Source organism: Clostridium tertium, from assembly GCF_902652255.1.
Classification (GTDB): Bacteria; Bacillota; Clostridia; order Clostridiales; family Clostridiaceae; genus Clostridium; species Clostridium tertium_A.
On sequence record NZ_CACRTO010000022.1, the window covers coordinates 54,375 to 78,814 of the forward strand.

At 28.4% G+C, this 24,440-nt stretch carries 17 protein-coding genes and 1 riboswitch; of the genes, 16 read left to right on the top strand and 1 reads right to left on the bottom strand.

The genetic code is table 11. The annotated features are described in order from the left end of the window. The first annotated feature begins 76 nt into the window (after positions 1-76). From GPX08_RS11290 to rpsD, 14 genes are all read left to right on the top strand, one after another. Positions 77-1,591 (top strand): bifunctional metallophosphatase/5'-nucleotidase, encoded by a 1,515-nt coding sequence (locus tag GPX08_RS11290; protein ID WP_156626920.1) that lies wholly within the window; start codon positions 77-79, stop codon positions 1,589-1,591. A gap of 196 nt (positions 1,592-1,787) precedes the next feature. Beyond that, positions 1,788-3,056 carry a voltage-gated chloride channel gene (locus tag GPX08_RS11295; protein ID WP_156626921.1) on the top strand — a complete coding sequence of 423 codons (1,269 nt, stop codon included), beginning with the start codon at positions 1,788-1,790 and terminating at the stop codon, positions 3,054-3,056. A gap of 77 nt (positions 3,057-3,133) precedes the next feature. Next, complete coding sequence (locus GPX08_RS11300) at positions 3,134-4,726, top strand: family 20 glycosylhydrolase (protein ID WP_156626937.1); 1,593 nt, start codon at positions 3,134-3,136, stop codon at positions 4,724-4,726. 328 nt (positions 4,727-5,054) lie between these two features. Continuing rightward, entirely contained in the window at positions 5,055-5,258 is a 204-nt protein-coding gene (locus GPX08_RS11305; protein ID WP_156626922.1) for a heavy metal transporter, read from the top strand. Between the two features lie 139 nt (positions 5,259-5,397). Continuing rightward, a complete protein-coding gene (locus GPX08_RS11310) occupies positions 5,398-6,450 on the top strand; it encodes an inorganic phosphate transporter (RefSeq protein WP_156626923.1) in 1,053 nt (350 codons plus the stop codon). A 27-nt stretch (positions 6,451-6,477) separates the two neighbouring features. Beyond that, complete coding sequence (locus GPX08_RS11315; RefSeq protein ID WP_156626924.1) at positions 6,478-7,101, top strand: DUF47 family protein; 624 nt, start codon at positions 6,478-6,480, stop codon at positions 7,099-7,101. Between the two features lie 115 nt (positions 7,102-7,216). Next, a riboswitch (TPP riboswitch) is annotated at positions 7,217-7,316 on the top strand. Positions 7,317-7,461: 145 nt separating this feature from the next. Next, a complete protein-coding gene (tenA, locus tag GPX08_RS11320; protein WP_156626925.1) occupies positions 7,462-8,118 on the top strand; it encodes a thiaminase II in 657 nt (218 codons plus the stop codon). A gap of 118 nt (positions 8,119-8,236) precedes the next feature. After that, positions 8,237-8,872, top strand: a complete 636-nt coding sequence (locus tag GPX08_RS11325) for a 3-hexulose-6-phosphate synthase (RefSeq protein ID WP_156626926.1) — start codon at positions 8,237-8,239, stop codon at positions 8,870-8,872. Then, complete coding sequence (locus GPX08_RS11330) at positions 8,859-9,398, top strand: SIS domain-containing protein (RefSeq protein ID WP_156626927.1); 540 nt, start codon at positions 8,859-8,861, stop codon at positions 9,396-9,398. Before GPX08_RS11325 ends, GPX08_RS11330 begins: the two co-directional genes overlap by 14 nt. Before the next feature lie 180 nt (positions 9,399-9,578). Further along, positions 9,579-10,676 carry a hypothetical protein gene (locus GPX08_RS11335; protein ID WP_156626928.1) on the top strand — a complete coding sequence of 366 codons (1,098 nt, stop codon included), beginning with the start codon at positions 9,579-9,581 and terminating at the stop codon, positions 10,674-10,676. A gap of 12 nt (positions 10,677-10,688) precedes the next feature. Further along, positions 10,689-11,390 (top strand): thioredoxin domain-containing protein, encoded by a 702-nt coding sequence (locus tag GPX08_RS11340; protein WP_156626929.1) that lies wholly within the window; start codon positions 10,689-10,691, stop codon positions 11,388-11,390. A 318-nt stretch (positions 11,391-11,708) separates the two neighbouring features. After that, positions 11,709-17,789, top strand: a complete 6,081-nt coding sequence (locus GPX08_RS11345) for a hypothetical protein (protein WP_156626930.1) — start codon at positions 11,709-11,711, stop codon at positions 17,787-17,789. A gap of 59 nt (positions 17,790-17,848) precedes the next feature. Further along, the gene (locus tag GPX08_RS11350; RefSeq protein ID WP_156626931.1) at positions 17,849-20,437 is read left to right on the top strand and encodes a DUF5011 domain-containing protein; all 2,589 of its coding nucleotides are present in this window, start codon (positions 17,849-17,851) and stop codon (positions 20,435-20,437) included. A 346-nt stretch (positions 20,438-20,783) separates the two neighbouring features. Next, complete coding sequence (rpsD, locus tag GPX08_RS11355; RefSeq protein ID WP_156626932.1) at positions 20,784-21,377, top strand: 30S ribosomal protein S4; 594 nt, start codon at positions 20,784-20,786, stop codon at positions 21,375-21,377. Between the two features lie 316 nt (positions 21,378-21,693). On the opposite strand, the gene GPX08_RS11360 is transcribed toward rpsD, so the two are convergent. Beyond that, positions 21,694-22,245, bottom strand: coding sequence for a 50S ribosomal protein L25 (locus tag GPX08_RS11360; protein ID WP_156626933.1), 552 nt, complete (start codon positions 22,243-22,245; stop codon positions 21,694-21,696). 410 nt (positions 22,246-22,655) lie between these two features. On the opposite strand from GPX08_RS11360, the gene GPX08_RS11365 reads away from it, so the two are divergent. Next, entirely contained in the window at positions 22,656-23,126 is a 471-nt protein-coding gene (locus GPX08_RS11365; RefSeq protein ID WP_156626934.1) for a L,D-transpeptidase family protein, read from the top strand. Between the two features lie 248 nt (positions 23,127-23,374). Beyond that, positions 23,375-24,217 (top strand): DegV family EDD domain-containing protein, encoded by an 843-nt coding sequence (locus GPX08_RS11370; RefSeq protein ID WP_156626935.1) that lies wholly within the window; start codon positions 23,375-23,377, stop codon positions 24,215-24,217. The last annotated feature ends 223 nt before the right edge of the window (positions 24,218-24,440 follow it).

Genomic DNA, 24,440 nt, shown 5'->3' on the forward strand with positions numbered 1-24,440 from the left:
TTTTTATTAAATAAATCATGGGGGATGTTAGAAAACTAGGAAGTTTTTTAACATCCCTTTTTATAAAGGAGGTACTATGAAATTAGTAATTTATCAAACTAGTGATTTACATGGATTTGTATATCCAACTAATTATGTTACTGAACAATCTTTAGGGATTCTAAAAATAGGAACATATATATTAAAGGATGAAAAAAATTATGATGCATCATTAAAAATAGATTGTGGTGATTTAGTTCAAGGTTCAGCATTAACTCACTATTTATCCAAACAGAAATTGGAAACTAATCCAATTACAGAACTTTTAGAGGATATTGGATACGATGCTTATATATTAGGTAACCATGAATTTAATTATGGATTAGACTATTTAAATACAGCATACAGAGATATTTCAAGAAAAATTATTAATGCTAATATTAGAGGACTATCTTTTGATAGTAAGCCATATAGAATTTTTGATTTTAATGGTTTTAAAGTAGGATGTATTGGATTTACTACATCATTTATACCTAACTGGGAACAAGAAAAGAATATTAAGGGATTAGAATTTTTAGATCCAGTTAAAGTATATGGTAAATATGAAAAAGAATTAAAAGAAAAAAGTGATATTATAATAGTTTGTTATCATGGAGGATTTGAAAAAAGTATAGATGGTAAAAATATTCCTACTGAGAAGCTAAATAAAGAAAATCAAGCTAGTGAATTATTAGAAACTTATGATTCAATTGATATAGTTTTAAGTGGTCATCAGCATAGATCATTTATAACTAAGATAAATGGTGTTATTTGCACACAACCTATGCATAACGGACAAAATTTCAGTAAGATAGTGATAGATACTGAAACTATGGAATCAAGCTATGAATTAGTAGATGTTTCTTCATTAAAAGATGAAGTTAATAAAGATTTAGAAAAAAGATTTGTTGAAACTAATATAGAATTACAAAAGTACTTAGATAAAGAAATAGGACATTTTAAGAATGACATAATTCTTGATAATATATTTATTGCAAGACTTAAAGGACATCCTTTTATAAATTTCTTACATGATGTTCAATTAGATGTTTCTAATGCAGATTTTTCAGCTTTATCATTATTTGATACTGCTATTGGGTTTAAGAGAAATGTCTCCATTAGAGATGTACTAATAAATTATCCATATCCTAATACTTTAAAGGTCCTAAAAATAAAGGGAAGTAAAGTTAAAGAGGCTATTGAAAAAAGTGCCACATATTTTGTTTTAGAAAATAATGAAGTTAAAATAAATAATGAATTTTTAGTGCCAAAGGTTCAAAATTACAATTATGATACTTTTGCAGGTTTAACTTATGAAATAGATTTAAATAAGGACTTTGGAGACCGTGTGGTTTCCATGAAGAAAAATGGAGAAGAGATAGATTTAAATAAAGACTACACTATAGTATTAAATAACTATAGAGCAAGTAACACTGCTATATATCCAGCTTATGAAAATGCTGAAGTAGTTAAGGAAATAAATATGGATATGAGCGAACTTATAATAGATTATTTCCAAAGAAATAAGGAAGTAGATGTTCCATCTGAAAGTAATTATATAATTAAATATTAAAATAATAGCTATATCAGTTATATTCTGGTATAGCTATTTTTTTATATTTTCTTTAGATTAAGTGTGGATTTATAAGTTAGTTATTAATATAAGTGAAGCCTAGAAAGATTAAAAGTCATCGATTTACCTTTTTATGAATTGTTTTCTTTATTTTAAAGATAATAATTATAAAGAGAGAAAATAAGAGGAAAAACTTATGATAGAAGAAGTAAATAGTAATGGTAATAAGGAGTATTATATATTAATAAAAAAAGTAGTGAGATGGGTGAGACTTAGCATTTTATTAGCAATACCAATTGGTATTGTAGTAGGTTTGTATAATAGGTTGTTAACAGCAGCAAATAGTTTTAGAAAAGAACATGAATTATTAATATTATTCTTACCAATTGCAGGGATATTAATTACTTTTATGTATTTAAGAACTAAGAGAAATGCTTATTCAGGAGAAAATTTACTTAAGTCAGAAGTTCAATCTGCTGCGAAAGATATACCTTTTTATATGAGCTTTGTAGTATTTATAGGATCAGTTTTAACAACATTTTTTGGTGGATCTGCAGGTAAAGAAGGATCAGCGGTAGCGATGGGAGGAACTTTTGGAGATTTTATAGCTAGGAAATTTAACTTATCAGATGATGAGCAAAGAACCCTTGTTATCTGTGGAGTTGGAAGTGCTTTTGGAGTTATATATGATGTTCCTTTTGCAGGAGCGATACTTGGAATGGAATTAGTATTAAAGGGAAGATTTCATTATACAGCTTTGATTCCTGCTTTTTTTACTACAGTAGTATCTAATGAAATTGCTATAAGAGTTGGAAGTAAGTCGGTACAATATCCAAATTTAATATTGGATGACTTAAGTGTAATGGTAATTATTAAGTTAATAATATTAGGTATTATTTTCGGCTTAGGCGGATTTATATTTAATTTTGTCTTAGATAATAGCAGTAGGGTTTATAACAAGATAACCAAGAATCCATATATTAAAGCTATTTTAGGTGGAGTAATAACTATAATTTTGTTTTTCTTAGTAGGAGATAACTATAATGGTTTAGGTCAATCCTTTATAAATGATTCCTTTAATAACTATGTAAGTATAATGGATTGTATATGGAAAATAATATTTACTGCTGTAGCATTAGGCTCAGTATTTCAAGGTGGAAGGGGAAATCCCACATTTTTTGTAGGGGCTACATTAGGAAGTTTTGTTTCACAGTATATTAATTTACCATTACCATCAGTAACGGCCCTTGGAATGATAGGTGTATTTTGTAGTGCAACATCTCTGCCAATGACTTCAATAGCTATGGCTTTAGAATATTTTGGTGGAGAAGAAATGATAGCAATAATTTTAGTGATGACAGTTAGTTATATTATTTCTGCATTTTATGATATTTTATCTAAAAAGAAATTACCTAAAGAAAAAGCTATGTTATTTAAAGGATATGTTCATAAAAATAAAGAATAATTTCAACAAATGTATAGTATAAATTTTAGGTCATAAAATAGTGTTGAAAGAAATTTTAAGGAGGATTAAATTTGAAGATTAAAAATAATAAGCTTTTGATTATTGCTTTGTGCATCCTTGTAATAAGCACTGTGACATTAGTTATATCTAATATTAAAAAAGAAGATGAAGATTTAGCTGTTATAGCTGAAAAAGTAAATAATACTATTATTCCAAAGCCATTAACTTACCAAGAGGCTGAAGGAAAGTTCACGTTAAATAAAGATACTTCAATATATGTAAAAGGAAATAACGAAGGAGAAACTGAAGAGATAGTTAGAACTGCTGAGTATTTAAAAGAAAAATTAAGTCCCGCAACAGGATATGGATTTCCTATCATTAAAAATGAAACTCCTAAAGGGAATAGTATTTTTTTAACTACAGTAGGTGGCAATGAAAAATTAGGTAATGAAGGTTACGAAATAACTACTAATGCTGATGGAATCATAGTAAAGGCCTTTAAACCTGAGGGCTTATTTAGAGGTATCCAAACTATTAGACAGCTATTGCCTGCAGAAATTGCAAAAAATACCTTAGTTAATGATGTTGAGTGGAGTATTCCTGCATCTACAATAAATGATAAACCTGAATATCCATATAGAGGATTTATGATAGATGTAGCAAGACATTTCTTCCCTGAAGATGTTATAAAACAGCAAATAGACTATGCAGCCCAATATAAAATAAATAGATTGCATTTGCACCTTACTGATGATCAAGGTTGGCGTATTGAAATTAAGAAATATCCTGATTTAACTCTTATAGGAGGAAGTACACAAGTCGGTGGTGGACCAGGTGGATATTATACTCAGGAGCAATTTAAAAGTATAGTACAATATGCAGCTGATAGATATATAGAAATAATACCGGAAGTAGATATGCCAGGACATACTAATGCAGCTTTAGCTTCCTATGGATTTTTAAATCCAGATGGTAAAAAGAAACCGTTATATACAGGTATTGATGTAGGCTTCAGTACATTAATGACAGACAATGAAAAAACCTATGAATTTATTGATGATGTAGTAAAAGAAATTTCAGCAATTTCACCATCAAAGTATTTTCATATGGGTGGAGATGAAGCTGATAGTACTAAAAAAGAAGATTATGATTATTTTGTAGGAAGAGTATCTAAAATAGTTCAGAAATATGGAAAGACTCCTATAGGATGGGATCCTATAGATACAGCTCCAGAAATAAATTCTAGTACTATACTTCAAAATTGGAAGGCTTCAAACGAAGCTGCTAAAGAAAAAAATATGAATATGATAATATCAATAGCTAGTAAAGCATATTTAGATATGAAATATAATAGTGCTACTCCATATGGATTAAACTGGGCAGGATATATTCCAATAGAAACAGCATATAATTGGGATCCAACTGATTATGCTCCAAAAAATTTAATTTTAGGAATAGAATCACCTTTATGGACAGAAAATATAGCTACTGAAGATGAAATGGAGTTTATGATATATCCAAGATTACTAGGATATTCAGAAATAGGATGGACTCCAAAGAGTGCTAGGAATTGGAATGAATATAAAGTAAGACTAAAAAGTCAAGGCCCAAGGATGGAATACGAAGGGATAAATTACTATAAGGATAGCACTATATGGAAAAATAAATAAAAAATAAGCATATTGATATTAGTCAATATGCTTATTTTTTAAATTTCTATTTCTTAAGCTTTAATTTTATAATTAGCTTCTGTATATGATTTTTTTATATAATATACAGATCCTGCAATCGTTAAAATATATCCTACAAGGAGATCTTTCAAGAATACATTTCTGACCTCAGGTTCTGCTAAAAAGGATGGTACAGAGCTTAAAGCGTTAAAGAATGTTATGTCATAATAATCCTTAAACTCTGTGTAAATTGATATAGCTAATGAAATATGATTTGCAAAATAATTGAGCATACTATATTTGTATCAAATATGAAAGGAGATATAGTATGGAAAGAGTACATTATAAAATAAATGGAATATCTAATGAAAATATGAAGACACAAGTTAAGAATTCTTTGGAGAAAGTAGATGGAGTTGATCAAGTTTGTGTAGATATGGCAAGAGGAACAATTGAAATAATTTATAATGAACCAGCAACTGCAGCTCAAATTAAATCTTGTTTACAAAATTCAGGGCATGAAATTCAATAAATAATATAGAGTAGTCTATGTTGAAAATACATAGACTATTTTTATAAAAAATAATTGAAAATTTAATAAAAAAGATTTATTGTTAAAATATAACATAAAAATTGATAATAGATATACATAAAATGAAAGGAGATAATTAATGACAATTTCTTTTTTTGATTTTTTAGGACAGATATTTAGCAATCCTCCTTTGTTAATTACAGTTGTTTTAACATTAGGAGTAATTTTAGTTAATGGATGGACAGATGCTCCTAATGCAATTGCTACATGTGTTTCTACGAGAGCTATTGGACCACGTTCTGCTATTTTTATGGCTACAATATTTAACTTTTTAGGTGTTTTTGTTATGACGATGATTAATGCTAATGTAGCACAAACTATTTACAATATGGTAGACTTTGGCGGAGATCCTCATTATGCATTAATATCTTTATGTGCAGCTTTATTTGCTATAGTAGTATGGGCAACAGCAGCATGGTATTTTGGAATTCCTACAAGCGAAAGCCATGCTTTAATTGCTGGGCTTTCTGGAGCTGCAATTGCATTACAAGGTGGTATGAGTGGTATAAATGGAGGCGAATGGATCAAAGTAATATATGGACTAATACTATCTACATTTTTAGGGTTTGGATTGGGATGGCTAACTGTAAAAGTCATAGGATTCATATTTGGTAGATTTGATCGTAGTAAAACTAGAAGCTTCTTTAAGTATTCTCAAATTGGTGGAGGAGCAGCTATGGCATTTATGCATGGAGCTCAAGATGGACAAAAATTTATGGGAGTATTTATGCTGGGGATCTTCTTAGCAAATGGAAAAGGCGATGTTGAAAGCTTTGTTATACCTATATGGCTTATGATAGTTTGCTCTTTAGTTATGGCATTAGGAACATCTATAGGAGGATATAAGATAATAAAAGCTGTTGGAATGGATATGGTTAAGTTAGAACAATATCAAGGATTCTCAGCGGATTTAGCAGGAGCAGGATGTCTATTACTTTCTTCGGTAACAGGAGTACCTGTAAGTACTACACATACAAAGACAACAGCTATAATGGGAGTTGGAGCTGCAAAGAGGCTGAGTTCTGTTAACTGGGGTGTTGTTAAAGATATGGTTTGGACATGGATTTTAACATTCCCAGGCTGTGGATTAATAGGATTTTTAATGGCAAAATTATTTATTTGGATATTTTAAAATATAACTATAGAGGAGTTGAGGTTAATGATAGGGAAAAAGGATAATAATTATTTTGAAATGTTAGCTGAATTAGTAGACTATTCATGTGATGCGGCAAGTTTACTTAACAGTACTTTATTAAGTTTTGATGCAAATGAAATACAAAAGAAAATGGATGAAATGCATACTATAGAACATACTGCTGATGTTAAGAAGCACGATATGATGAGGAAATTAGATAAAGAGTTTATAACACCAATTGAAAGAGGAGATATTATTGAGATAGCTCATTATATTGATAATGTTACTGATGCTATAGATGATATTTTAGCAAGAATTTATATGTTTAATATTATTGATATAAAAAAGGAAGCATTAGAGTTTTCTAATCTAATTATAAAGAATTGTAATGAACTAAAACGTATTATGAAAGAGTTTTATAATTTTAAAAAATCATCAGAAATTCATAAGTTAATTATAAATATAAATGATTTAGAAGAAGATGGTGATAGACTATACATTAGTAGTACGAGAAATCTGCATACTACTTCTAAGGATCCTGTAGAACTTATGACATGGACTGATACTTTTAAATGTTTTGAAAGATGCTGTGATGCATGTGAAAGTGTAGCAAACTTAGTTGAAAGTGTTATAATGAGAAATTCGTAGTAAATGTAAAATGTTATAAAAAAGGGTTGAAAATTATTATAGATAAATAAAATTTAAATGAATAATTGAAAATATTGACAATAGATATTAATGATATATAATTATTATAAAATAGAAAAGTTGCTAGGGGTGCCATAAGGCTGAGAAATAGTATTCTATTAACCCTTATACCTGATCTGGATAATGCCAGCGGAGGAAAGCTTTAATAAGAGTAAGAATTTATAAGATGTTAGATTTTTATTGAAGATAAGGCTATATTCCTCTGGGGGTATAGCCTTTTATTTATAACTGGATATTTTCTAAACCGTGGTATCTATAACTTTTCTAGTTCAGAATATAAAATTTATGGAGGGTGATTTTATGAAGTTTAGTGATATTTTATTTGAGGATGTAAAGGAACTTTGGGGCAAATATTTAGAACATCCATTTGTTAAGGAAATAGGTGAAGGAACTTTAGATAAGGAGAAGTTTAAAAAATATTTAATTCAAGATTATTTATATTTAAAAGAATATACTAAAGTTTTTGCAATGGGACTAGTTAAGGCTGAAAGCTTAAGTGATATGAATTTATACTATAGTTCCATAAAGGGAATATTAGAAGATGAGACAGAAGTTCATACTAATTACTTAAAATACTTTGGAATAGATCCAAGTAAGGTTTTTGATAATAGAAAAGAAATTACAACAGAAAGTTATACAAGCTATATGCTTAGTATTGGATTAAAAGGAAATTTGAAAGAAATAGCTATGACTATATTGCCTTGTACATGGAGTTATCAATTTATAGGAAGAAGTTTATATGAAAAATATAAAGAGACCTTAGATGGGAATTTTTATAAACCATGGATAGAAGAGTATTCTTCAGAAGAATTTGAGGAAGGAACTGAAATATGGAAAGATCATATAAATGAATTATGTAAAGATATTTCAGAGAAAGAAGCTGAAAATTTAAGAGAGATATTTATGAAATCTAGCCTTTATGAAATGGATTTTTGGGATATGGCATATAAGGAATAGGATGCATTTGTATTTATTAGAACATTAAAATGTAATAATATAGTAGAATTACTATATTTATTATGATATATTATTCTCAAAAGAATAAGTAGATACTAAAGATAAGGGGGATACAAAGGTGAAGCTTCAAGTAGCAATAGATAGAGTTACTATAGAAAAGGCTATAGAAATAATTGAGGAAGTAAAGGATTATGCTGACATTATAGAAATAGGAACATCATTAATTAAGGATTTTGGGTTAGAGTCCATTAGAAGAATAAGAGAAAAGTTTCCTGAAATAATAATTTTAGCTGATATAAAAACAGTAGATGAGGCTGAATATGAATTTGAAGCTATATATAATGCAGGTGCAGATATAGCAACAGTACTAGGAGCAGCATCTTTAGAAACTATAAGAATCTGTAAAAAGGTTGCTAATAAATATAAAAAAGATTATTTAATAGATTTAATTGAAGTATCAAAGGAAAAGCAAGAAACCTTAAGTGAATTCAGTGATGGAATCATTTGTGTCCATATGCCTAGTGATAATGATGAAAAAGACTTAGAAGAACTTATTAACTCTACAATAAATAATCTAAAAAGTTTTAATAGATTAGCTGTAGCTGGTGGAGTTAAAAAAGATAATATTGATATTATAAAAAAATCTAATTTTCATATAGCAATAGTGGGGGGAGCTATAACTAAAGCAGAGGATATGAAGAAAGAAGCTAAAGAGTTTAAAGAACTAATGGGGGATAAAAATGGAAGTTTTTAATGTGATATTAGATGAGATTAAGGGAGTTTTAGATCAAGTTAATGATTCAGAATTCAAAAATGCGGCTGTATCTATCAAGAAGGATAGAAGAATATTTGTTGATGGGGAAGGGCGTTCTGGACTTATGGCTAAAGGTTTTGCTATGAGACTTATGCATCTAGGATATGAAACGTATGTAGTTTCTGAAACAATAACGCCTGCATTAAAAGAAGGAGATTTATTTATTTCTGTATCAGGTTCAGGAAGAAGCACTAATATAATTTCTGATACTAATAAGGCAAAAAATGTAGGATGTGAAATTTTAGTATTCACAAGTAATAATGTATCAGAGTTAGCTAAATTAGCAGATAATATAGTTATAGTTCCAGGAACAGTAAAAGGTGATACAGGAGCTGATAGAAAATCTATTCAATTACTAAGTTCACTATTTGATCAAAGTATCCATATAGTATTAGATGGATTATGTTTATACTTAAGTCAAAGGGATAAAATTTCAAATGAGTCTGCTACTAAAACTCATTGGTAAATAAATAAATAAATAAATAAATAAATAAATAAATAAATAAATAAATAAATAAGCTGCCTTTAGGTGGCTTATTTATTTATGAGGTGACCATTTGTTCAATCCTCTGCATTGTTTTGCAAAAATTTACTAAGAAGTATATAATATACGTATATTTAAATTATAGTTAAAGGATGTATTTGCATGGAATATTCATATAGTTTCACTGAAGAAGAGTACAGTTATTATATTAAACAAGAGCTGGAGAAAAGTAAAAAATATATAAATTATAAATTTCTGAATAGGGTTGAAAAGACTCAAAAGGTTGCCTTAGTTGTATTAATGATATGTATATTCTTAATGACATTAATTATTATGGTTATGGAGAGGGTAGATTTAATTATTTCAGTTATAATTTCTGCCTTAGTAACTATATTATCATATTTTTTAATTAAGAAAATTAAAAGTAAATTTGCTAACTATTCATCTGATCACGGTTATAAATCAGTATATGAATTTAACTCTAAAGAGAGGGGAAGAAAGAGGGTAGTTTTAGAGGGACCTTTTCTTAGATATTATTTAGAGAATGAAATTACTGTTATCAATTGTAATCTAATAGACAAGATTGATAAAAATGAGAAGTTTCTAATTATATCACATCTAGATTCAAGTATATTAATTCCTCTTAGGGTTTTAAATGCTTATAATGAAGAAGAGGAATTTATAAGTAAGATTAATAGTTATAAGGATAATGATTGTAATAGTATATATGATAGTTTTGATGGAGTTAGCAGTGAAAAAATATTAATAGATGATAGTGATATTAAAAAAATATTAAATTATACAATCTATAACAAAAAATTTAGAAGTAAGATATTTAAAATTTTATTACCTATAATATTTATTGAAATACTAGAAACTGTTTTAATTTATTTACTTTTATATATGTTAGAAGTTAAAACTATAAATATTATTCTAATTTTAATCATATTACTTATAATAACTAATTTTATAATATTGCCGAAATTTATTAAAAAGATATTTAGGAAAATACTTACTTCAGAAAAAAGAGATAATAGTGGATATAGAATATATATAAATGAATCTGGTATATATAATTTAAAAGATAAATTACTAACAGGTTCAACATGGAAGGAAGGTTTAATCCTAGATAAATATCATGAGAATTATTTCTTAGTAGATGATTTTACGGTAATTGCCTATATTCCTGCAAAAGCTTTTAATAATATGAAAGATATGGAAGCGTTTATTAGTAAATTAAAAAATTATTTAAAGAAATAAGGAGGTAGAAAAATGAAAATAGAAATTTGGTCAGATATATTTTGTCCATTTTGTTATATAGGAAAACGTAGGTTTGAAAATGCATTAAATAAATTTTTAGGTAAAGATAAGGTGGAAGTGGTGTACAGAAGCTTTGAGTTAAGTCCAGATGCACCTAAGGTTAATAATAAAAATATTAATGAAACTATAGCTGAAAAGTATGGAATAAGTGTAGAAGAAGCTAAAATCAATAACGATGGTATAATAAGACAAGCAGCGGAATTAGGATTAGAGTATAATTTCGATACATTAATTCTAGGTAATTCATTTGATGCACATCGTTTAATTCACTTTGCTAAGGATTTTAACAAGATGGGAGAAGTGAAAGAAGCTCTATTTAAAGCCTATTTTACTGATTCAAAGAATATCAGTGACATAGATACATTAGGAGATATTGCAAAGAGTGTTGGCTTAGATAAAGAAGAGGCTATAAAATTCTTAAATAGTGATAAGTATAAAAATGAGGTTAGAGAAGATGAAGCTTTAGCTAGAAATTATGGCATTACTTCTGTACCAACTTTTGTATTCAATGATAAGTTCAAGGTTACTGGTGCACAGCCAGAGGATGTATTCTTAATGGCATTAAATAAAGCGTTAGAAGAAGATAAGCCTTCATTAGATTTAGAAAATAATAATGGCAAAAATGTATGTATTGATGGAAATTGTGGTATCTAATATATTGATAAAATTATCATAATTATTAATAAAAAAATATATAAGACTAAAAACTCTGTAGTTTATACTATGGAGTTTTTTTATTGAAAATAATCATCATTTGTATAATAGTTAAAAATTAACTTATTAACCTTGTATCACAATTATTGATTAATTTTAAAAAGTACACTTACATAAGCATGGAATGTATAAAAAATATATAAATTGAAGTATATAAATATAGTATAAATGTAAAAAAACTACTAAAAGATTATTGAATTTCCAACAGTTTCTATGGTATATTTTATATCTAAAAAATAAATAGGAGGAATTATTATTATGAAACAAAAGATATCAGCTACACTTGCAGTAGCATTAATTGCCAGTCAAGTGCAAAATGTTGCATATGCAGAAACAATAAATAATAAAGAAGCAATTGATATAATCAATGAAGATATTCTACAAAATGATAAGAATAATAAGGATTCAAATTTAGAAGAAATAGCTGAAAGTAATAATGATATTACATCAACAGAAGATAAAGTTAATGACATAGAGAATACTGAAAATACTGAACAAGCTCCAGAAGAAGAAGAAAAGGTTCAGGAAACTGAAAATATTGAAGTTACTGAAGAAGTAAAAGAAATTGATGAAAAGGTAGAAACTGAAACTGAAGAAACTAAAGAAACTGTAGAAAATATTGATTATGAAGTTACAGGGAAATTAGAATTAGATATAAACTTCTCTACACCAATAAAAAATGAAACCACTGAAAATACTAATATATCAGTAAGATTAATAGGTGGTTCTGGAGAAATTGGAATAATTAAATTAGGTTCAGATAATAAGAGTGGAGTTATAGGGGATACTGGTATTACTTATACTTTAGAGGCGTTGAACTCTAAGAGAAGTCTATTAGAAGATGGTGATGATTCAGTATATTTCTATCATTTAACTTTCAATAGACTACCTTTAGGAGAATATTCTTTAGAAATTCTAGGAGATGGATATAATACTGCAAAAATAGATAACATAAATATACAAGATTCATCAAAGAGAGTTTTAGTAGGGACAAGTGACAACAATGATAATCAAGCTCAAGATGAAGTTTATCCAGGAGCTTTCTTATCAGGTGATGTAAATTCAGATAAAAAAGTAGATAAAGCAGACTATGACACAATGAAAGATAAAATAAAGAGTAAGTCATATGATGCAAATTTTGATTTAAATAGGGACGGAAAAGTAGATATAACAGATTTAAGTTATGTACATAAAAACATGGATAAAACTAGTATAGATGCAACTATATTAGATACAGATCCAATTTTAAATCCTAACAATATTGATATAAATGTTAATAAGACTACAGAAATATTAGAAGGAAATATAAGAGATATATTAGCTGATAACGGAGCAGGAGTAAAACTAGCACCTAAAAACAATGCAGAAATCAGTGAAAATAATCCTATAGAAATACCTATAAATCTATCAGGAAAAACTAGATCTACAACTAATGTAGAAAAAATAACTATAGAAGCACCAAAAGATACAGCTCCTGGAAAAGGACTTATAAGTATACCAGGTCAAGAGGATATTAAGTTTGATGAGACTAATTCAAAGGTTATAGGAACAAGAAATTCTGATGGAAAAGAAGTTAGTGTAATAGAAATAGATTTAAAAGGTCAAGTTGCAGTAAGTGAAATTACTATAAAAGTTACTGGTGGTAGAGGAAATAAGAATCTTGCAGAAATATCTAAGGTTAACTTTTTAAATAATGTCTATAAAGAGATGCCAAAGCCTAATATGAATATTCCTGTTATAAACAACTTTACAAGTTCAACAGCTGTTGGTAATGAAGCAATGACTTTAGGATGGAATCATGAAAATAATATAAGTGGATACGAGATTAAAGTAGAAGAGCTAAACGAAGATGGCAGTGTTAAAAATATAAGTACATATAAGACTACAGAAAATACATTAAAGATAGAGAAAGTTAATGGTTATTCTACATATAGAGTAAGTATTCAATCTTTAAATGGAGATTGGAAGAGTGGCTATAAGGATGAGCAAGATGACTATAATGTAGATAAAGTTGGAAGTACTAATATAGAGAACAATTCAAATGATAAAGATGGAGACCCAGATAATGTTGATGAGAACTTTAATCCAAGAGCATGGGATTCAATATCAGGGAAATTAAGCTCCAATGCTGATGGAGAAGATGGAAATAAATTCGGAGCAGATTCTATAATTGAACTTCAAGTTATACCAGAAACAGCTCCAGAAGGACCAGAAGGTATAAAAATAGAAGGAGCATATAAAGGAATACTTAATGTTAGCTGGAAGAGCCATAAAAAAGCTAAGGACTATGATTTATATTACAGAAAGCTTGGAACAGGAGAATGGTTTAAGGCTAAAGATCCAAATGAGCCTAAATATGTAGATAGCGATCCTAATAATGATATACCAGATGGAGTAGCTAACTTAGCGCCAGGAGAAAAGACAGATAAAGATGAGTTAATAAGAGGTACTAGCTATACTATTACAGGACTTGAAGATAATGCTACATATGAAATAAAAATGACAGCAACTAATCATCATGGTACTGGTGGATTATCACAGACTTATTTAGGTGCTACAAAAGGCATTAACCCTCCTAAAATGTCAGAATATAAATTAATAAATAGAGTGGTTGAAGGAGAAGAACACACTTCAAACATAATAGATGTTGAATATGGAAAAGTTGATGACAAAGAACATCCAAATGGTATGGAAGGAAATAAATATGCAATTGTAGATAATGACTTCAGTACATACTGGACATCATTTACATGGAATAGTAGTCATAATTCTGGTCCGACTGTTACATTTGACAAAGAATATACAATAGATACTATAAGGTTAACAACTCGTTTAGATGGTGTATATGCTTATGATGTCACATATGATTATGTTCCAGTAAGATATTTTGACTCAGAGAAAAATGAATTTGTAAATGTAAATGCAAAATATACAACTTTAAAAGATAAGGATAATGGAACATTATATTATGAAGTTAAACTTCCAAATCCAGTAACAACAAGTAAGATACAAACTGCATTAAGAATTAACCCTTCATATGGTAAAGCTCAAAGATCAAGTATAAGTGAAATTAAATTCTATGAATATGATAGCTTAGAAAATGATGTAGCTGCATTATTTAAAGGTGCTTTAATGCTAGAGTTAAATGATGATGTTACTCAAGAAAGAATTGATGAACTTATAAAAAGAGCTAATACTATAGATTCAGCAAGTATGGAATATCATCCAAAGCAAGAGCAATTATTAGCTGACTTAAAGAGAGCACAGGATTTATATAATGATATTAAATTAAGCGATAATATTAAAACTCTTGATGTTGGAATAAGAAATAATACATGGTCAGATGGCGGAAATACAATAGGTCAATCAAACGATTACCAAGCATTAGGAGTAGCAGTTAAGCCAGGTGATACTGTAAATATATATATAGGGTCATCAAGAAAAGATACTAAATTTAAACTTGCAATAACTCAACATAACGGCGAAAGTGGAACTTATATAAAAGAATATGATCAATTATTAGAAGTAGGGAAAAATGAGATAGTAATTCCAGATTCTCCTTTTGATATGGATTATGAAAAAGGTGGAAACTTATATTTAAGATTTAATGATGGCTTTAATGATGGTCAAGAAGTTCAAGTTCGTGTAAGTGGTGGAACAGAAATCCCTCACTTAAATGTTAATAACATGATGGATGATGCATCTAAAGAATCAGAAGTAAAAGAATTAATTAGAGAATATATTAGAAACTTAAAATCTTATGTTAGCACAGTACAAGATAGATATCCTAAGACTGTAACTCCACAAGATAGAGCGAAAAATATTTATGCTTATGATGCAGAAACTTCTATTTTAAATAGTACTGAAATAGAAAGTGATAGAGTTTCACTGTCTCTTGCAGCAGATCAAGTACTTAAGGGTATAGAAAGTGGATTAGCTGGAAATGAAGATGCTCAAGTAAATAGAGTTTATGATACATTAATGGCATGGGAACAATTAATGAAGGTATCTTATGCACAACAAGGTTTACTTGAAAAACCAATAGATTTTGATAATGATGGTAAAATAGGAACTAATGCTTTAGAAGAGCTTAATGGTAAGAGTGAACAACAATTCTTCAAAGATAATAAGGCACCATTAAATCGTATTAATATAAAATATCAAAGAATGTTTACAGGAGCATTTATGTATGCTTCATCACATCACGTAGGTATAGGATATGGTTCAATTCAAGGAATGATGCAAGGTGTTCCATTTAAGTTTGATGAAAATGGAAACTTATTAAATAGTGAAGAAGGACAATTATTTGGATGGGGTATTAATCACGAAATTGGACACGTTCACGATAGACCTGGCTTAACATATGCGGAAGTAACAAATAATATATTAGCTTTAATAAGTCAAACTTTTAATGATATTAATACATCTAGAATAGAAGGAGCATCATATAATGGTGCATATAATAAGGTAACATCAGGTAGTGTAGGTCTTGCAAGTTCAGGAATTGATAAGTTAGCAATGTTCTGGCAATTACATTTAGCATATGATAATGACTATACTTATGATATGTTAGATCTTAATACAGATAATGATTTAGAAAATGATACTTTCTATGCTAAGTTATATAGAGCAACAAGAGAAAATGGTGTTGCTCCAAAAGAAGTTGGATATGATCAAACTGCCCAAACATTTATAATTAGATCATCAGATGCAATTGAAAAAGATTTAAGAGAATACTTTGAAAAATGGGGTATCGTTGCAAGTCCAGAAACTAATAAGTATTTAGATAGCAAGGGTTATGAAAAAGAAGATAAGGCAATATACTACTTAAATGATGAAGCTAGAAGAAAGAGATTGAAAGCAATAGATAATAATGATATGAGTAGTATAACTATGGATGCGGATACTAAAGTTAGTGGAACATTTGGTGTAGATAAGAATGGAAATGCTATAAATGAAAAGAGCTACTTAAATCAAAAAGAAGTTCCATTAAGATTAAGCGTAGATAGAGACTCAGATAAAATTCTTGGATATGAAATAATAAGAAGAGAAGCAACTGCAACAGGAATTAAAGAAACTCCAGTTGGATTTGTCGAAAGAGATAAAGAAAGTGATGTTACTGAGTATACAGATGTTGTAGATACATTGAATAACAGAGCCTTTGAATATAAGGTTAAAGCTTATGACTACAGCTTAAATGTAACTAAGGAATCAACAATTGGAAATATAAAAGTAAATCATGATGGAAGTATATCTAATAAGAATTGGATATTTGATACAAATACTAGAAGTGAAGATGATGTTGTCAATGAAAATACAGGACATGGACAATCTCAAGATGGTTCAATTAACAATATAAAAGATAGTGATATATCTACTGTGTACAATGCATCAAAGACAACAAATAAAGATGGACAAGTTATAAGCGGAGATCCATATGTAACAGTTGATATGGGAGAAACTAAGTCAATAGTTGGACTTAAATATACACCTGGAAAACCTGAAACTAAGAAGTTCTCTATAATGAATTTCTTTAAGAAAAATAGTGAAATTACGTATAATCCTATAAGTAAATATAAAGTTCTTGTAAGTGAAGATGGTGAAAACTGGGTTAAGGCTCATTCAGGTACTTTTGATACTACAAAAGAAAATACTATTTACTTCAATGAAGCTGGTAATAGTGATAATACACAACTTTGGGCATTTAATGCTAAGTATGTAAAGTTAGTTGCTGAGGGAGCAGAGACTATATCAATAGCAGAACTTGATATATTAGGTCCAACAGGTGATAATATTGAAATTGGTATTGATAATGGAGATAAAGTATATAAAAATGGCATAGGTAGATTAAAATCAGATTATGAGTATGCAGAGGGAAAAGTCATTGAGGCTGGTTCAATAGTTATAACTGGAGAATATAAGGGTGATCCAGCATTTAATATTCCACTTGTATTAAATGAAAATGATGAGAACTTTGCTATGGAGGCTCAAGCTATTTTATTAGCTAACTTACCAGAGGATTCAGAGCTTGGTGAAGTTGCAGAAGGTACATGGCTATATTGGATAACTCCTGAGCAACAAGGTAAAATCTTTGAAGATGGACCTAATGTAAAGGGAAGTTCTATTAAAGCAGAATTATATAGATACAATAAATTAGATGGGGATACTCCAATTGGACAAAGATTAGTAAGTGATACTTTCTATTTAGATATTCCAGGTTTAGATAATTTACCACAAATTGATTTAAATGCAGGAAGTGCTAGAACTATAAACAATTCATATAATCAAGTTGTAGAAATTAATAGTAATGTAATAAGTGAAGCAGTAAAAAATAGATAAGTTACAATTGAGCTGTCTTTATGACAGCTCTCCTGTAAAGATAAGAAAGGAGAAAGTATATGAAAAGTAAGAAATCATTAGCAAAGGTTGCTATAGCATCAACTTTAGCCTTAACATCTACTGTTGCAATTGTATACGCAACTCCAAAATTTAAGGAAGTTCAAAAAGCTAATAGTGAAGATAAATTTAAATTAGTTGTAGAAAAAGTTGATAGTGATACTGTTAAAGTAGCTATAGATAATATAGAAGATATACCAAAAGCACTTCAATTTAGTGTTAAGTTAGAGGGAGCATCTTTAAAGGATGGAGAAAATAGTATAAAGGATTTAATTACATCAGAAGTAGAGACAAGGCTTAAGAATAAAGAATACTCAAGCAGTTCAAATGATATATTAGTAGATTATACGGTAAATGAAGAAGATAATACTATAGATGTATTAATAACAGCTGAAAATTCTATTCCTAAAACAGGAAATAAAATTGATGTCTTTGAATTAGATGTAAAATCTCCTGATTCAACTAATTTACTAGCTAGAGGTGAAGCACCTAAGTATAAGGTTATTCCAACAAGTAATTACGAATATAAATACATAAGTAATACTAATAAGGAGTATTACACAACTAATGTAGAATATAATAAAAATGACTTTATAACTATGAATACAGCACCTAAAATAAGCTTAGAATATAAGTATTTAGAAGTTACAGATGGAGAAAAACTAGAGTTAACAGCAGAAAATCTAGGAATAACTATGTCAGATAATGATCAAGATGATAATTTAACTCTTGAAGTCAAAAAAGGTAATGAAGTAATAACTGAGTTTGTAGAAGATAAACCAGGAGTTTATGATTTACAATGTACAGTTATAGATAGTTTTGGAGAAAGATCTGAGACTGTAACAGTACAAGTAAATGTAGTTCAAGATGATATTAAAATACCACCAACATTTACTCAAAATGGAGAAGAATTAAAAGATATAACTATAGATGCTGGACAAAGATTTGAACCACTAGATGGTATTAAGGCAATAGATGCAAAAGGTAGAGAAATAACTGATATAAAAGTTACTTCAGATAAAGATATTGACTTAGATCCAGAAGTTGATACAGAATATAAAATAACATACACAGCTATAGATTCTTATGGAAACAAAGGTGAAAAGACAATTACTTTAACAGTAAAAGCTAATAAGGCGCCAGTTATATTAGGGGTTAAGGATCATGTATTAAAAGTTGGAGATAAATTTGAACCAAAAGATGGGGTTACTGTAGAAGACGAAGATAAAAATATAGAACTACAAGTTGAAAGTAACGTAAATACAAATATCCCTGGAACTTATAAGGTTTTATATTCTGCAACAGATAGTAAAGGTAAAACTACTAAAGTTCAAAGTAAAGTAGTAGTTAACCCAAAGGTAACAGTTATAAATAAAGCTCCTATTATATATGCAGAAGATAAAGTTATAAAATTAGGAGAAAACTTTAATCCATTAGATGGAGTAACAGCAATGGACCCAGAAGAAGGTAATATTACATCTAATATAGTAGTAACAGATAATACAGTAGATGAAAATGCAGTAGGAGAATACAGTGTTACATATACAGTAGAAGATAGTCAAAAAGCAAAATCAACTAAAACTATAAAAGTAACAGTAGAGAAGGATATTTCTTTAGCAACTAATATAACAATTGATAGTAAAATAAATCAGTTATACATAGGAAGTAGCAATATCTTAACAGCAACTATAAATAAGGAAGCTGATATAAAAGATATAAAATGGTCTACTAGTGATGAAAATATTGCTGAAATAGAAGTGCTAGGAAGAGATGCTAGAGTAATAGCTAAAGCGGAAGGAAAAGTTACCATAACAGCTTCAACTATTGATGGAAGTAATAAGTCAGATAGCATTACAATAAATGTAGTTAATTTTGATAATAATGATGAAATACCATCATTTATAAAAGATATAATAGATGAAGAAATAGTAATGCCAGTATTCGGAACAGGTGATATTAATGATCCATTAGTATTGGAAGTGAAGAATATAACTGTAGAAAAATTTGAAGATTTCCTTGAAAATCTAAAAAAATTAAAGCCAACTATACTTGATAAATATGAAGAGGATAACTTTACAGTATATAAAGTAAAAGTTGAAAGAAAGTTTAGTTTATTTGGACTGCTTAGATCTGATAATGAAGGATATATGGAGATAAGAGTTGAAAATAATCTAGATAATGCTGAAGCTTTAAAAGGTCAATTAGACTCAATTTTAAAAGCGCCTGATAACTCAGGAGATGGAGATAATTCTAACGGAGGAAACAATCCAGGAAACGGAGATAATTCTAACGGAGGAGACAATCCAGGAAATGGAGATAATTCTAATGGAGGAAACAATCCAGGAAATGGAGATAATTCTAATGGAGGAAGTAACCCAGGAAATGGGGATAATTCTGACGGAGGAAGCAATTCAGGAAATGAAAATGACTCTGTAGATGGAAATAAACCAGAAGTAGAAGAAGATTCAAATAAAGAAAATAACTCAACTAACCTACCTATTACAGGACAAGAGAGTATGATAGGAATTGTTGCTATAGCAGCCTTAGCAACAGGTGCAGTTTTATTAAAGAAAAAGAAGAATAAAAAGTAATAGTGATTAGTTTTTAATTAAGGATAGTTTAAGTAATAATAAATACCTATATCAGTATTATTAGGCTTAATATTACTTAGATAACATGAAAAGACTAGATTGAACATTTAATTAATGTTATATCTAGTCTTTTTTTAGTATAGTTAAATTAGAAATACTTGAATATCTATAATAAAAATATTTAAAAATACAAATAATTAAGATATATCATAAAATGATTAGAAAAAGTGAGCATAGTAGACTTAAATTTAATACAAGGACATAAATAATAATGATAATCATTTTCAATTAAATCAAATGTATGATATTATACAAGTATATTTTAATTTAAAAGAGGAGGAAAGAAATGGCTAGAAAGAGAAGCCCAAGATTTAAAGAAAGTAGAAGGCTTGGATTAAATGTTTCAGGACATCCAAAAGCCATGAATAGAGCTACAAAGGGAACAAGTAGAGCAGATAAAAAATTATCTGAATATGGTGTAAGACTATTAGAAAAGCAAAGGTTAAGAGCTTATTATGGAGTTTTAGAAAAGCAGTTTAGAAAATATGTTGAAGATGCTTTTAAGACTAAGGATGGTACAACTGGAGAAGCCTTACTAATAAGATTAGAATCAAGATTAGATAATCTTGTATATAGGATGGGTTTTGCTAACTCTATAAGAGCTGCAAGACAAATGGTAAATCACGGCCACATCTTAGTGAATGGCAAAAAAATAGATATACCATCATATAAGGTTGAACCTGGTACTGAGATTTCTTTAAAAGAAAAATCAAGAAAGTCTTCAAATTATAATTATTACTTAAATAACCACACAAATACATTACCTTACATTGAGTCTAATTTAGACGAGTTTAAAGCTGTATATAAAAGATATCCATTAAGAAATGAAATACCTATTGAAATAAATGAAAATCTAATAGTAGAGTTCTATTCAAGGTAGTTCTAGTTAAGGAAATTTATCTCTTCTCAAAATTAAAGTATATTTTGCCAAGACTATATAGTGCAGTATATAGTTTGACCTCTTTCATAATAAAAAGGATGATTCTATATTTAGAATCATCCTTTTTAAAATATATATGTTTCAATTAATAATCTATTTCTATAGACTTATAAAAATATAAGTAAAGTATCAAAATTGAAAGCATATATATTATTTAATTTATTATAAGTTATTAATATACTAGCATAATTAAAGATTCTTAATATGAAATAGAATCTAATTTAAAGTAGAAACCTATTAAAACTTATATAACAATTTAATTAAAGTATTGGCTACTTACAACTGCAAGAAGCGTTTTAGGGTCGCTTATTATTGTTATATCCTTTGGAATAACAATGTCCTCAATAAATACTTTATCATCTAATTGCATATTGGAAGCATCTAATTCTATAGATTCAGGAATTTTCTCTACATCCCCTTGTAAATCTATATATAAATTATGAGTTTCCAGTGTAAGTCTTTTAGTTTCTAAAATATCTTGCCCAATAAACTTAACTGGGATTCTCATTTTAATTACTTCGTTAGGTTTTATATATTGAAAATCAACATGAATGATTTCATGTCTCTCATTCTTTTGCACTTCTTTAACAACACAATTAATTTTTTTATCTTCAAGTGAAACTTCTAAAATTGATCCACTACTATTTTTCCCAAGCATTCTTCTAAGTTCTGCATTACACATTTTTACAGGAATATTCTCTTCAAGAAATTCACCGTAAATTATTCCAGGAATTTCCCCTTTTCTTCTAAGTTTAGCTTGATTTTCTTTAACATTTCTATTATATACCTTTAAGGCTACATTTGACATTTATAAATACCTCCTAAAATCTTTATAATTAGTTTTATTAAGCTCTATAAAGTTAAGGTAATTTAAATTAATAAACAACAATAAGAGAGCTTAATCTAAAGCTCCACATATGCATCATCCTCCTTCATATTAGTATTAGTATACATTAGATTACTAGTAAAAGCAAATATTGGAAATAATGGTTTGATAATTTAATGATGAAAATATATGGAATTGTTAGGGATAGTTAATGAATATTAGTAGAAGCTAATAAAAAAATGTATTTATTGAAAGAATGGAAAATCAAAAGCAAATAAATAATTATATATTATTGTATAAAAATTTTAGGTAATACCTTTTAGAATAAGATTAAGAAATTTTAAATAGTTTTGCATATTATAGTTTGAAAGCAATATTAGAGAGGTATTAAGTTGAAATTTTTTAATAAAATAATATCTTCATTTAGAGGTGAGGATAGTTATATTGAAAATGCTACTAAATATATAAACTCAGGAAATTTTTCAAGTAATACAAAATATTTTATATGGGTGGATAAAAAGAATTTTAAAGTAAATGTTTTTATTGGATCTAAAAATAATTGGAGTTTAGTTCATAGTTATCTTTGTACAATAGGGAAGAAGTCTACTCCAACCCCAACTGGAACTTTTGCTGTAGGAATAAAAGGGCTCTATTTTGGTGTGGAGAAGGGTTATAAATGTTGGTATTATACTCAGTTTAAAGGTAATTATCTTTTTCATTCAATAATATATAACTTAGATGGAAGCGTAAGAGATGGTAGGCTTGGAATGGCATTATCTGATGGATGTGTAAGACTTGCTAAAGTTAATGCAAAATGGATATATGATAATGTTCCAGAAGGCACTAAGGTCTACATTACTTAGGTGTGATAATTCCACAAAGTATGTGAAATTGAGCTAGGTTACACCCCTTATCACTAAAGGAGGCCAAAGTATTGTAGTTAATATCTTAGGGTGAAAATTAAATATTTTTTACATTATCAATAGTCCTAAATTTAATTAAAAAATATTTAAATGTTTACAAAATATTTATTGACCTATAATAGGGGAGATGTTAATCTTAACTCAGTAACTATAGATTTACTAAAGAAAATTATGATAGGAGACTTAAGATGATTAAAATAATATCAGACTCATCTACCCTTTATTCTGTGGCTGGAGGACAAGCTAATAATGTAGATATTTCTCCATTAATTGTGACTATTAATGATAAAAGTTATATGGAATATGAAGAAATCAATTCAGCAGAATTTATTGAGCTTATTAACAAGGGATATGTCCCTAAATCATCTCAACCATCTATAGGTGGTGTTGTAGAGCTACAAAACAAATATGAGGATGATGAAATAATTAATATTTCAATGGCAGATGGGTTATCTGGAACATATAATTCAGCTTGTATGGCTAAGAATATGGATAGAAATCCAGATAGGATAGAAGTAATTAATTCTAAAACTTTATGTGGACCTCATAGGTATTTAGTAGATTTAGCAGTTAAATTAGCTGAAGATGGACTATCTAAAAGTGAAATTATAAATGAGGTAAATAAACTTATAGAAACATCAAAATCATTTTTGATTCCTAAAGATTTTGATTTCTTAGTTAGAGGGGGAAGAATTTCTTCTTTAGCTGGTAAAGTAGGAAGTATGATAAGCTTAGTTCCAGTAATGACTTTATCAAATGATGGCAAGTCTATGATGAAGTTCACTGCAAAGAGAACTTATAAAAAAGCTATAAAAAAGATAATTGATCATTTGGCAGAAGCTGGAGTGAATAGTGAATATAAATTCTATATTTCTCATGGTTGCAATATAGATTTAGCCAAAGAGGCTGAAAATATAATAAGAGGGTTAGTCGAAAATGTAGATTTGGAAATAAAAGAGTTAGGTCCAGCATTTATAACTCAAGGAGGGCCAAGCTGTCTAGCAATTCAAGTAATAAAGAAATATAAGTAAAATAAGATTATTTAATATGATAATGGTGCTATCGCACAATGAAAAATTAAGAATGAATAATGAAAAATTAATGAAAAAACTCCTTAAGGAGTTTTTTCAGTTTGTTGATAAACCCCCTGTTAAAAAACAGAGGGTTTTCTATATTGTATGTGCGTAATATTGCATATTTAAAATATTAGTATAAATAATCATAATATAATCTAAAAATAGCAAAGATAGTCTT